This is a genomic window from Corynebacterium sp. HMSC068G04, assembly GCF_001814885.1.
GTDB classification, from domain to species: Bacteria; Actinomycetota; Actinomycetes; order Mycobacteriales; family Mycobacteriaceae; genus Corynebacterium; species Corynebacterium hiratae.
The window spans coordinates 181,908-193,885 of sequence record NZ_KV818340.1 but is presented as its reverse complement, the minus strand read 5'-3'; the positions used below and the strand labels follow the sequence as shown (position 1 = coordinate 193,885).

Annotated in this window: 12 protein-coding genes and 1 riboswitch; of the genes, 9 read left to right on the top strand and 3 right to left on the bottom strand. The window is 60.3% G+C overall.

The annotated features are described in order from the left end of the window. Nucleotides 1–301 (bottom strand): acyl-CoA thioester hydrolase/BAAT C-terminal domain-containing protein (locus HMPREF2993_RS14050; protein ID WP_371325908.1); only part of this gene is annotated, 301 nt, incomplete at its 3' end. Next, the gene (locus HMPREF2993_RS13495; protein ID WP_141758287.1) at nucleotides 214–573 is read right to left on the bottom strand and encodes a hypothetical protein; all 360 of its coding nucleotides are present in this window, start codon (nucleotides 571–573) and stop codon (nucleotides 214–216) included. The genes HMPREF2993_RS14050 and HMPREF2993_RS13495, both read right to left, overlap by 88 nt. 165 nt (nucleotides 574–738) lie before the next feature. Continuing rightward, nucleotides 739–849, top strand: a riboswitch (TPP riboswitch). Between HMPREF2993_RS13495 and HMPREF2993_RS10400 the strand changes: the two genes are divergently transcribed. The 9 genes from HMPREF2993_RS10400 (at nucleotide 838) to HMPREF2993_RS10360 (ending at nucleotide 10,483) form a co-directional block, all read left to right on the top strand. Beyond that, nucleotides 838–1,482: an ECF transporter S component gene (locus HMPREF2993_RS10400; RefSeq protein WP_070702238.1), complete on the top strand. Its 645-nt coding sequence runs from the start codon at nucleotides 838–840 to the stop codon at nucleotides 1,480–1,482. Its footprint overlaps the riboswitch before it by 12 nt. A 48-nt stretch (nucleotides 1,483–1,530) precedes the next feature. After that, the gene (locus HMPREF2993_RS10395; protein ID WP_070702227.1) at nucleotides 1,531–2,997 is read left to right on the top strand and encodes an ABC transporter ATP-binding protein; all 1,467 of its coding nucleotides are present in this window, start codon (nucleotides 1,531–1,533) and stop codon (nucleotides 2,995–2,997) included. A 10-nt stretch (nucleotides 2,998–3,007) separates the two neighbouring features. Next, entirely contained in the window at nucleotides 3,008–3,808 is an 801-nt protein-coding gene (locus tag HMPREF2993_RS10390) for an energy-coupling factor transporter transmembrane component T family protein (protein ID WP_083318725.1), read from the top strand. A 54-nt stretch (nucleotides 3,809–3,862) separates the two neighbouring features. Continuing rightward, entirely contained in the window at nucleotides 3,863–4,465 is a 603-nt protein-coding gene (locus HMPREF2993_RS10385) for an isopentenyl transferase family protein (RefSeq protein WP_070702223.1), read from the top strand. Between the two features lie 317 nt (nucleotides 4,466–4,782). Continuing rightward, nucleotides 4,783–5,154 carry a 30S ribosomal protein S12 gene (rpsL, locus tag HMPREF2993_RS10380; RefSeq protein WP_005286791.1) on the top strand — a complete coding sequence of 124 codons (372 nt, stop codon included), beginning with the start codon at nucleotides 4,783–4,785 and terminating at the stop codon, nucleotides 5,152–5,154. A gap of 6 nt (nucleotides 5,155–5,160) precedes the next feature. Further along, entirely contained in the window at nucleotides 5,161–5,628 is a 468-nt protein-coding gene (gene rpsG / locus HMPREF2993_RS10375; RefSeq protein ID WP_046648491.1) for a 30S ribosomal protein S7, read from the top strand. 300 nt (nucleotides 5,629–5,928) lie between these two features. Continuing rightward, nucleotides 5,929–8,055, top strand: a complete 2,127-nt coding sequence (fusA, locus tag HMPREF2993_RS10370; protein ID WP_046648490.1) for an elongation factor G — start codon at nucleotides 5,929–5,931, stop codon at nucleotides 8,053–8,055. Nucleotides 8,056–8,418: 363 nt separating this feature from the next. Further along, nucleotides 8,419–9,609 carry an elongation factor Tu gene (tuf, locus tag HMPREF2993_RS10365; RefSeq protein ID WP_046648489.1) on the top strand — a complete coding sequence of 397 codons (1,191 nt, stop codon included), beginning with the start codon at nucleotides 8,419–8,421 and terminating at the stop codon, nucleotides 9,607–9,609. Between the two features lie 109 nt (nucleotides 9,610–9,718). Beyond that, nucleotides 9,719–10,483: a hypothetical protein gene (locus tag HMPREF2993_RS10360; RefSeq protein ID WP_070702221.1), complete on the top strand. Its 765-nt coding sequence runs from the start codon at nucleotides 9,719–9,721 to the stop codon at nucleotides 10,481–10,483. Between the two features lie 382 nt (nucleotides 10,484–10,865). On the opposite strand, the gene HMPREF2993_RS10355 is transcribed toward HMPREF2993_RS10360, so the two are convergent. Further along, a complete protein-coding gene (locus tag HMPREF2993_RS10355) occupies nucleotides 10,866–11,975 on the bottom strand; it encodes an HNH endonuclease signature motif containing protein (RefSeq protein ID WP_070702219.1) in 1,110 nt (369 codons plus the stop codon). Nucleotides 11,976–11,978: the final 3 nt, after the last annotated feature.

The window sequence follows — 11,978 nt, the reverse complement described above, 5'->3', positions numbered from 1 at the left end:
GCATAACTTTGCCCTTTTCTGTTCCTTGTAGCTTCGCAAAGGGAACCGGCTCACCGCGCCAGGAGAAGCTACTCGTGGAGCCGCTGCCGCGCTGGTAGGTCAGGCTGCCGTAGGTGTGGTGCGCAGGCGTGTAGAGAACGATGTTGTTGATCTGCGGGTAACACGCGGCGAGATTGGCAGTAAGTTCCGCGCCCTTGGAAGTGCCGACGATAGTCAGTGGGGCGCTGCCGTTGCCGTGTTCTTTGGCGTAAGCGAGGACTTCGTCAAAGAACTCGAGTGGTACGGAACCTCGCCGATGAATTCCTTTTGTCCGGGTTTGCCAAAGACGTACGAGGCGAGCACGTCATACCCAGCATCACGCAGCATCCGTGCCTGTTCCACGTGGGCGCCGCAATCCGAACCGCCGAATACGACGATGGTGCCTGGTCGTGTCGGCGCAGGACGTGCTTGGGAAGATTGTTGTTCCTGTCCGGTGGTCAGTGGAGTGAGGTGGAAGCCCTTCATGTTGCGGCCGTCAACTCTCTCAACTCCTTCCTCTTTGAGGATGCGATCATCGCTACCTGCTGGTGGCATGGGGGAGTAGTGGGGCTGCAGTGTGCTCTTAATAGTCCGGCTTGCTAAGCTATCAGTGCTTTTGAGTATGCTGAGCCGGCACTTTTTGGTGTTGGTGGCTGTATATAAAACATCAAATTAAACATCGTCACGGGTGCTTCTTCGTTCACACTGTGTCCTGCCTTTGAGGCTGTGCATGGGTGTTTCTGGAGGAGGCTGAGATGCCGCGGTGCAGCGGCGAACCGTCGAACCTGATCCGGATAATGCCGGCGAAAGGGAGGAATCATGAACTCTGTATCTCATGGTGGGTCTGTTAATGGTGCATCGGCGAATGGCGCTGCTGCGCCGCGTAGTTTGAACTGGCGCATCGTCGACATCGTGGTGGCCTCCGTGCTGGGTGTGGCGTGCGGAATCGTGTTCCTGGCGTGGAACACGGTGGGCTATGCCTGGTTCCAGGCCATGGATGCGCTCACGCCGGGCCTGGGTGGCATTGCTACCGGCATTTGGCTTCTTGGCGGTGTCGTTGGTGGTTTGATTATCCGTAAGCCGGGTGCCGCACTCTACGTGGAGCTGTTGGCGGCCATCGTGTCGGCGGTCCTGGGCTCCCAGTGGGGTATTAGTACGTTGTACTCCGGCATCGCGCAGGGAATTGGTGTGGAAATTGTCTTGGCCATCTTCCTCTACCGTCGCTTTAGCCTGGGCATTGCGATGCTCGGCGGCATGGCAGCGGGCTGGGGTGCGTTTGTGCTGGAGCTGTTTACCTCCGGAAACCTGGGCAAGACCCTGCAGTTCAACATCATCTACCTGGTCACGCTGAGCATCTCCGGCGCCATTCTGGCAGGAGCCGTGGGCTACTTCGTAGTCAATGCGCTTGCGAAGACTGGTGCACTGGACCGTTTCGCGGTCGGCCGCGAACAGCACAGCGCTTAAGCGCTTGTTAGCTGTTTTGCTGGAGCTGGCGAATGCTGGTGGTAGTTGATGGCTGATGTGGGTTCCGCAGAAGGGATGTCCGCGGGCGCGACGAAGCTTGTTGCGCGCGGCTATGGCTGGACGCATGCGGGCAGGCGTGCGCCGGCGCTGGCGGGGATTGACTTGGATATTTCGCCGGGGGAGAAGGTTCTGCTGTGCGGTGATTCCGGGTCCGGGAAGTCCACGCTGCTGGCGGCCATTGCGGGCGTGTTGGGTGGCGATGACGAGGGCACTCGGGTGGGGGAGATCCTGTTGGAGGATGCTTCCGGTCATGTGGAACCGCCCGGCCGGACGATTCCGGTGGGCTTGGTGCTGCAGGACCCAGACTCCCAGGTGATTGCCGCGCGTGTGGGCGATGACGTTGCCTTTGGCTGCGAGAATTTGGCCTATCCACGCTCTGAGATTTGGCAGCGGGTAACTGCGGCGCTATCGATGGTGGGGCCCGCGGTGGACCTGTCTTTTCCCACGGAGCGTCTATCCGGCGGGCAGAAGCAACGCTTGGCTTTGGCTGGTGTGATTGCCATGGGCGCGGGCATGGTGTTGCTCGATGAGCCGACGGCGAACCTCGACCCGGAGGGCGCGCGCGAGGTTATTGAGGCCGTGTCCACCATGGTGGAGCGCACCGGGGCCACCCTTATCGTGGTGGAACACCAGCACACGGCGTGGAAGGGTGTGCTTGACCGTGCGATTGAGCTGAAGGATGGGCGCATCGTCGCTGACGGACCCGTGGAGGCTGTTGTTGCTTCGCGCTCTATCAGCGGTTTGCCGCGGGCGCGGGAGGCTGGTGGGGCGTCGCCAAGCGGCGCTGGGGTAGTGCCGGATGTGGCTGTACCCGAGTCGGCGGCGCTGTGGAGCACTGACCTGGTCACCCGCTTCGGGCCGCCGCGCAGCTACGCGCTGCCCCGGGGGATGTCCACGGTGATTACCGGGCCGAATGGTGCGGGCAAGACCACGTGGCTGATGACGGTGGCGGGGTTGCTTCCAGCAGTGGCCGGGGAGATTGGTGTGGCAGAGTACGTGCGGCGGGGGCTGAAAGGCTCGCCGGCGACGTGGAAGTCCCGGGAATTGGCGGACCGCATTGGGTTCGTCTTCCAGAACCCGGAGCATCAGTTCGTCGCCCGCACGGTGGCAGAAGAGCTGCGCGTAGCACCCCGGGTTATGCACCGCGAGGTGCCGGAGGCGCGCATTGCGGAGCTCGTGGAGGCACTACGCTTGGGGTATTTGCTCAACGCCAATCCGTTTACTCTCTCCGGAGGGGAGAAGCGCAGGTTGTCGGTGGCGACTGCGTTGGTCACGGCGCCGGAGGTGCTGCTTCTCGACGAACCCACCTTCGGCCAAGACCCCCACACCTTCACAGAGCTGGTGTGGCTGCTGCGGCGCATGGCGGATGAGGGGACGACGATTGCTTCAGTCACCCATGATCCGCTGTTCATTTCCGCGTTGGGTGACCACCGAGTGGAGGTGAGCCGTGGCTAATTCGTCTTCGATGAGCATGAAGGGCTCTGACCGTTTGGGCAGTGCTGGTTTGCTGCGCGGCGTGAACCCGCTGACCCGAATTTTCCTCATGTTCGTGTGGGTGAGCCCGCTGTTGCTCTCCGTGGATTGGGTCTCTGCGGCAGTGTCCTTGGCCATGACTTTAGTTTTTGCGCCCCTGTGCGGGGTGTCGTGGCCGCGCCTGTTTAAAGCTGGCTGGTTCCTTTTTCTTATCGCTCCGTTGTCCGGCATTTCGATGCTGCTTTACGGCGCACCGGGCGGGCGGGAGTACTTCAGCTGGTGGCTGATCACGGTTACGGACAACTCGATGGAGCTGGCCATCGCCATTACGATGCGCGTGCTGGCGGTGGCGCTGCCCATGGTGGTGCTGGCGCGGGATATTGACCCGACGGAGTTGGGCGACGCCCTCTCGCAGATCCTCAAGCTACCTTCCCGCTTCGTCATCGGTGCGGTGGCCGGGGTGCGCATGATGACGTTGTTCAAATCCGATTGGCAGTACCTGGCCATGGCGCGGCGCGCGCGTGGGCTGACCGACGAGGGCCGCATCAAGCACCTCATCACCATGTCCTTCGGGCTCTTGGTGCTAGCCCTGCGGCGCGGGGGCAAGCTGGCCACGGCGATGGAGGCGCGCGGTTTCGGGCGAACCCCACCGGGCGGTGGGCAACGCACATGGGCGCGGCCGTCCCGCCTTGCCAGCAGAGACTGGCTGGTGATGGTGGTGGGAACGGGCCTTGCGGCGCTTCCGGTGGTAGTTTCGGTTCTCAGTGGGTCCTGGAGATTCTTCGGACTCTAGGACGACTGTCACAAAGCTGCACGCTAGACGTACCCAGAAGTGGTGAAGAAATACATGCAGGACGCGGACCGCACGGACCATCGGGAAGGCGGTAAGGACACTGCCCAAACTCACGCCGCGGAGATGGACAGGCTCTTAAACGATGTGGTGGCGCTCGCCGCGTCGCGCAAGCGCCCGATGCGCCCGATCACCGTGCTTATCGACGGCCCCTCCGGCGCCGGCAAGACCTGGACCTCTGTGGCCCTGGCGGAGCGGACTGGGTGGCGAGTAGTCCACCTCGACGAGTTCTACCCCGGCTGGCATGGGCTGCACGAGGGCTCAGAGATGGTCTCAGAGCAAGTGCTGCGGGAGAATAACCCGGGCTATTGGCGCTGGGACTGGGAAGCCAACGCACCGAAGGATTGGGCCAGCTTGGATGAGCGCGATGATCTGATCGTCGAAGGAGTTGGTTCTGTCACCGAGGCCACCGTGGCCGCCGCCAAAGAGCGCGGCTCCGTGGTGACGGTCCGTATCGACGGGCCACGCGAGAAGCGTCGCGAGCGCGCATTGGAGCGCGACCCTGGCTATGAAGAGTGGTTTGAAACCTGGGAGCGGCAGGAAAAAGAGCACTTCGCCGAGCACGCGGTGGAGGCGGACCTGACGTGGGAGTGGAACTAGCTTTTTAATAGCTCCTTGTGTGCACCGTTGCGTGCAGCCAGTGGCGTGGCCAGCCGGGCCGTGCTGTAGGTACGCCGGTCACTAACCATTGGGAAGTACGGGCACGTGAGATTTGGGCAGATCAGTGGGGTGGTGGTAGTCTGTCCAAGGTTTCATCTTTATAGGAGATGAAAAGTCTGATCGGAATCTCAACCATCCGCTGGGAGAGATTCGTTCTGGACATGCGGAAGGGCCCCGGAGAAGAGCCCCCATTTTTGCATGTTTGGACGTGTGAAAGCGGTCAGTTCAAGCCGAAGTCATAGAGAAAGACTAGATTTATGCCAACTATTCAGCAGCTGGTCCGCAAGGGCCGCCACGACAAGAAGGCCAAGGTTGCTACGGCCGCCCTGAAGGGCTCCCCGCAGCGCCGTGGCGTGTGCACCCGCGTGTACACCACCACCCCGAAGAAGCCGAACTCGGCTCTGCGTAAGGTTGCCCGTGTGCGCCTGACCTCCGGTATCGAGGTTTCCGCCTACATTCCGGGCGAGGGTCACAACCTGCAGGAGCACTCCATGGTGCTCGTCCGCGGTGGTCGTGTGAAGGACCTCCCGGGTGTTCGCTACAAGATTATCCGCGGCGCACTGGATACCCAGGGCGTGAAGGACCGTAAGCAGGCTCGTTCCCGCTACGGCGCAAAGAAGGGACAGTAATCAACAATGCGTAAGAATGCTGCACCGAAGCGTCCTGTAGTTAAGGACCCGGTTTACAACTCCGAGCAGGTCACCATGCTCGTGAACAAGATCCTGCGTGACGGCAAGAAGTCCACCGCTGAGCGCATTGTCTACGGCGCTCTCGAGGTCTGCCGTGAGAAGACCGGTACCGACCCGGTCGGCACCCTGGAGAAGGCCCTGGGCAACATCCGCCCGGACCTCGAGGTTCGCTCCCGTCGTGTGGGTGGCGCTACCTACCAGGTTCCGGTTGAGGTTAAGCCGGCACGTGCCAACACCCTGGCTCTGCGTTGGCTGGTTACCTTTACCCGTCAGCGTCGTGAGAACTCCATGATCGAGCGTCTCGCAAACGAGATCCTCGATGCATCCAACGGCCTGGGTGCTTCCGTGAAGCGCCGTGAGGATACTCACAAGATGGCTGAGGCTAACCGCGCCTTCGCTCACTACCGCTGGTAATCCCTCCGGTATAACCCGCCACATGGCATCATGGCTCGAACAGCGATATTATCGTTTACCTGCGCTGACACTGCGTGTTCTCGCTCCCCTTGGCGGAGCGCTCCACGCTAAACAGTGCGGAACCTAAACTTGAATAGCGTTGTTCGGGCCATTTTTATGGCGTGGGCTCCACGTCTCACGCTGACGTAGAAGCCCAGACGTGGCAAAATAGACCAAGACCTATCCATGAAGACGTCACCTATGTTTCGTCAGTGCATAACTGGCGTCGGCGTCGACGACAATTAAGTTGGGGTATTAACTGTGGCACAAGAAGTGCTTAAGGATCTGAACAAGGTCCGCAACATCGGCATCATGGCGCACATCGATGCGGGTAAGACCACTACCACCGAGCGCATCCTCTTCTACACCGGTATTAACCGCAAGGTCGGTGAGACCCACGATGGTGGCGCCACCACTGACTGGATGGAGCAGGAGAAGGAGCGCGGCATCACCATTACGTCCGCTGCTGTGACCTGTTTCTGGAACAACAACCAGATCAACATCATTGACACCCCGGGCCACGTGGACTTCACCGTTGAGGTTGAGCGCTCCCTGCGTGTTCTCGACGGCGCTGTTGCTGTCTTCGACGGCAAGGAAGGTGTGGAGCCGCAGTCCGAGCAGGTGTGGCGCCAGGCTGCTAAGTACGACGTCCCTCGTATCTGCTTCGTCAACAAGATGGACAAGATGGGCGCGGACTTCTACTTCACCGTCCAGACCATCATTGATCGCCTCGGCGCTAAGCCGTTGGTCATGCAGCTGCCGATCGGTGCTGAAGATGACTTCGATGGCGTCGTCGACCTGATCAACATGAAGGCGCTGACCTGGCGCGGCAAGGTAGAAACCGGAACCGAAGCCACTATCGAGGAGATCCCTGCCGAGTTGCAGGAGAAGGCTGAAGAGTACCGCGAGAAGCTGCTCGAGACCGTCGCTGAGTCCGACGAAGAGCTCATGGAGAAGTACTTCGGCGGCGAAGAGCTGACCATTGAGGAAATCAAGGGCGCTATCCGCAAGCTGACCGTGAGCTCCGAGATCTACCCGGTCCTCTGCGGTACCGCTTACCGCAACAAGGGTGTCCAGCCGCTGCTCGACGCTATTGTTGACTACCTCCCGAACCCGCTGGACATCGGCGAGGTCAACGGCACCTCCCTCGACGGTGAGGAGACCCTGACTCGTAAGCCTTCCGTCCAGGAGCCGTTCTCCGCACTGGCCTTCAAGATTGCCGTGCACCCGTTCTTCGGCAAGCTCACCTACGTGCGTGTCTACTCCGGCCAGGCTATCCCGGGCGAGCAGATGCTCAACTCCACCAAGAACAAGAAGGAGCGCGTGGGCAAGCTCTTCCAGATGCACGCGAACAAGGAGAACCCGGTCGAGCACGCCGACGCCGGTAACATCTACGCGTTCATCGGCCTGAAGGAAACCACCACCGGTGACACCCTGTGTAACCCGGACAACCCGATCATCCTTGAGTCCATGGACTTCCCGGATCCGGTTATCCAGGTTGCTATTGAGCCGAAGACCAAGGCTGACCAGGAGAAGCTGGGTACCGCTATCCAGAAGCTCGCTGAAGAGGACCCGACCTTCACCGTTCACCTCGACGAGGAGTCCGGCCAGACCGTTATCGGCGGTATGGGCGAGTTGCACCTCGACGTTCTGGTTGACCGCATGAAGCGCGAGTTCAAGGTTGAGGCCAACATCGGTAACCCGCAGGTTGCTTACCGCGAGACCATCCGCAAGAAGGTCGAGTCCCTGGAATACACCCACAAGAAGCAGACCGGTGGTTCTGGCCAGTTCGCAAAGGTCATCGTTACCATCGAGCCGTACAACCCGGAGCCGGAAGAGCTGGAAGAGGGCGAGTCCGCAACCTACAAGTTCGAGAACTCCGTCACCGGTGGCCGCGTTCCGAAGGAGTACATCCCGTCCGTCGACGCTGGTATCCAGGACGCCATGCAGTACGGCTTCGTCGCTGGCTTCCCGCTGGTGAACATCAAGGCCACCCTCGAGGATGGCGCTTACCACGACGTTGACTCCTCTGAGATGGCCTTCAAGCTCGCCGGCTCCCAGGTCCTTAAGGAGGCCGTCGCTAAGGCTAAGCCGGTTCTGCTGGAGCCGATCATGGCCGTTGAGGTTGTGACCCCGGAGGAGTACATGGGTACCGTCAACGGTGACATCTCCTCCCGTCGTGGCCAGGTCTTCGCTATGGAAGACCGCTCCGGCGCCAAGGTCGTCAAGGCTAAGGTTCCGCTGTCCGAGATGTTCGGCTACATCGGTGACCTGCGTTCTTCCACCGCTGGCCGTGCAAACTTCACCATGGTCTTCGACTCCTACGCTGAGGTTCCGTCCTCCGTGGCACAGGAGATCATCGAGGAGCGCACCGGCGCCAAGGCCTAACTTTTAGGCCCCTGCCGCAAAGGCGTACATGCGGGGCTGGTAGTCTTCGCCAGTGGAAGACCAGTTCCGCGCCTTGGGGTAGCGGTCGGCTGAGCGCACACGCTTGATGTGGGTTGAGCCGGCCGTTACCCTCCCAGGATCCGTTAATTTGATTCTTGTCGAGGGTCAACGTCCGCACGTGTTGGGCGGGGTTACCTCCTATTTAGGCAGTTTGAAAAAACTGCGGCATAAATCTAGGATCGTGTAACTGGCACGTAAGAAAGCGTCATTAGCGCTTATGAGCTTCGGCTCGAAGTGCCAATGGCAATACAAACCACGTGGCTGCGAAATACGTAGCCGCCATAGAGTCCAGGAGGACAAACAGTGGCAAAGGAGAAGTTCGAGCGTACGAAGCCGCATGTGAACATCGGCACCATCGGACACGTCGACCACGGCAAGACCACCACCACCGCAGCGATCACCAAGGTTCTGGCTGACGCTTACCCGGAGGAGAACACCGCTTTCGCCTTCGACATGATCGATAAGGCTCCTGAGGAGAAGGAGCGCGGTATTACCATCAACATCTCCCACGTTGAGTACTCCACCCCGAAGCGCCACTACGCACACGTGGACGCCCCGGGCCACGCCGACTACATCAAGAACATGATTACCGGTGCTGCTCAGATGGACGGCGCTATCCTGGTTGTTGCTGCAACCGATGGCCCGATGCCGCAGACCCGCGAGCACGTTCTGCTGGCTCGCCAGGTTGGCGTTCCGTACATCCTCGTTGCACTGAACAAGTGTGACATGGTTGACGATGAGGAAATCATCGAGCTCGTCGAGATGGAGATCCGTGAGCTGCTCGCTGAGCAGGACTACGATGAGGAAGCTCCGATCGTTCACATTTCCGCTCTGAAGGCTCTTGAGGGCGACGAGAAGTGGGTACAGTCTGTTATCGACCTGATGCAGGCTTGCGATGACTCCATCCCGGATCCGGTCCGCGAGCTGGACAAGCCGTTCCTGATGCCGATCGAGGACATCTTCACCATTACCGGCCGCGGTACCGTTGTTACCGGCCGTGTTGAGCGTGGCTCCCTGAACGTCAACGAGGACATCGAGATCATCGGCATCAAGGAGAAGTCGATGTCCACCACCGTTACCGGTATCGAGATGTTCCGCAAGATGATGGACTACACCGAGGCTGGCGACAACTGTGGTCTGCTTCTGCGTGGTACCAAGCGTGAAGAGGTTGAGCGTGGCCAGGTTTGCATCAAGCCGGGCGCTTACACCCCGCACACCAAGTTCGAGGGTTCCGTCTACGTCCTGAAGAAGGAAGAGGGCGGCCGCCACACCCCATTCATGGACAACTACCGTCCGCAGTTCTACTTCCGCACCACCGACGTTACCGGCGTCGTCAAGCTGCCTGAGGGCACCGAGATGGTTATGCCGGGCGACAACGTTGAGATGTCCGTAGAGCTCATCCAGCCGGTCGCTATGGACGAGGGCCTGCGCTTCGCTATCCGCGAGGGCTCCCGTACCGTCGGCGCTGGCCGCGTTACCAAGATCCTAGGCTAATTCTTGCTAGGGCCTAAGGCCCTTCCTGATTTAGCAGGTCTGTGAGCCGCTCAATCCCTGATGGGGTTGGGCGGCTTTGGTGATCGTGGGCCTACTAGGCTTGAGAGTTATGTTCGACCCAACCCGCATTGACCGCACCCTCGCCGCACTGCGCGCCGCGTGGGAAGGCCAACCGGACCTTCCCCTGGGAACCCTGTTTGGCATGTTGGCGGCGGAGGGCTACGGCTGGGGCGTGCCTGACGACGAACTCAGCGCGCGGCTGGAGGCGATGGCGGCTGTGCATCCCCCGCTTGTGCCTCTCGACGCCAATCTCGTCACCGAGGGCCTCTGGCTCGTCGTTACGCCCACACACCGCGTGACACTAGCCCCTACGACTGCGGCCCCTCGCAATGTGGAGCAGAGCCGACATGCGGAGTCTGTGGCGGTGGTGAGACCGATATCCAAGGACGGGCAGCGTGGCCAGCCGGTGGCGTGGACGGTGTCAGCCCTCCGGCCCGTTGGACCAGGACGACCGCTCGTGATTGCCGATGCCGAAGGCTTCGAGCATCGGTTTGGTGTCGTTGAGTCCGTCACGCGCTTGCGGGAGGACCATCGCAACCTGACGGGTCTTAAGCGGCGCAGCGTGGGGGACCGAGTGTGGTTCATCCGTACCGATTCCGAAACCATCATCCTTGACCATGGCCTCAACATCGTGGAGCGCAAGAACCGGGAGCTTGTCCGTACCGACTTCTCGTGGCACACCATCGAGGCCGGGGAAATCGGGGAACCGTTTCGCGTCCACCTTTCCCGGGGCACGCTGCACACCTTTGGGCGTATCCAGGAGGTCATTCTCGCTGAATCCGCGCCTTGGAACGAGTCCGCCTCGCCTTACTAGCGTGGCCCTGTTCAGCGCGCCGAAATCCTCGCGACGCTCGTAACCCGCTAGGTCTTCTGCACTTCTCGAGCAGATAGCCGCTAGCACGCTGTTCCGCGTTTTAGATCGCCGATGTGCCCACTGAACTGTGAGGTTAACGCTTGAATCGTTGCGTGGGTTCGCCAAGTTCCCTGTCACCCTGGCTGTGGTTGCCAGGTCTCGTTCTTTAAGGGCTTAAGGATCCTGCCGTGGCTGCCCCTGTTGTATCCGGCGTCGAGTGAAGCGCAACTTGGGATCGCCGATATGCCCGTCAGCATGGCCTTGTCTGACGGGTTCTTCTATCGGGAGCGCCTTTGTTGCAGGTTACCGGCGCTTTTACTCTTTTGCGTTTGGTGTTGGGGTGTTAGCTGCTGTCGGGTGGTCGGTCCGGTGGCTGGGCTGGCGCTGTGGTTGCTTTTTCGGCGTTGAGTCTGGCTAGTGCTTCTTGGTATTCCGGCATCGCGGTTATCGGGGTACCCCAGGGTGGGATGAAGGCCACGCCGGTGTTGAGCCGGTACATGTAGCCGCGCCTGGTAGGCCTTTGTGGGTCATCGTCGTTAATACCGTTGTGGTAGGCGCACAAAAACGTCAGGTTCTTAATGTTGGTGTAGCCACCAGCCTGCCAAGGGATGAGGTGATGGATTTGGCAGTAGTCGGCTGGTTTATTGCAGCCAGGGCGTGAGCAGGTGTGGAATTCCGCGTGCAGGGTGAGGCGTTGGTTGAAGTTTGCTCCGCGTTCTAGCCGCCAGGTGTTGATGGGTCCTTCGATGGGGTGCACGATGGTGGCGTAACCGATTTCGGCAAACTTGTGGGTGAGGAATTCTGCCCCTGTCATGCGCGCGCCGTTGGTGAGGTTGAGCTCTATTTCGTCCCCGTCACCGTTAATGATCTGGTCCAACTCATTCAGGGTGACGATGACTTGGGTGCGTACCGCCGGTTTGGAACCAGTGCCCTCTTTGAAGAAGACGTCGTTGGCGGCTTTGAGTAGGTCGGTGTTGTTGGTGGATTCTAGGACTGCGCGCATGTTGGCAATCGTGGTGGCATCGTCAGTAATGGAGAGCGTGTTAGGGCCTTGCTCTCGGTAGGTGATGCGCACACCTGGTTTGGCGGTTCTTTTACGTTTGAGTTCTTTAAGCCGTGCGGTGGCAACGGTGGGGATGTGGTGTGCTGGTGTGGCGGCGAGTTTTGCTCGGAGGTTCCACGCATCCAAGGTCTTCTTTACTTTTGAAACATAGGTTTCAATCAGTGTGAGGGTGCCCAAGCTGTGGCGTTGGGCAAGGGCGGCTGCACGTGCTTTCTTTTGCTTGCCGGTGTAGCGGGTGGGGCCGAAGTACACCTGGTTAAGGCCGGCAAGCTCTGTGGCGTCGGCTGGGTCAGCGCCGAGCGCGCGAAGCTCATCTGGTGAGCCAGGTATATGCTCCACCAGCGCAATCCCCGAGTTGCGAAGGCGGAGGTAGGTTTCGATATCCCCCATGGG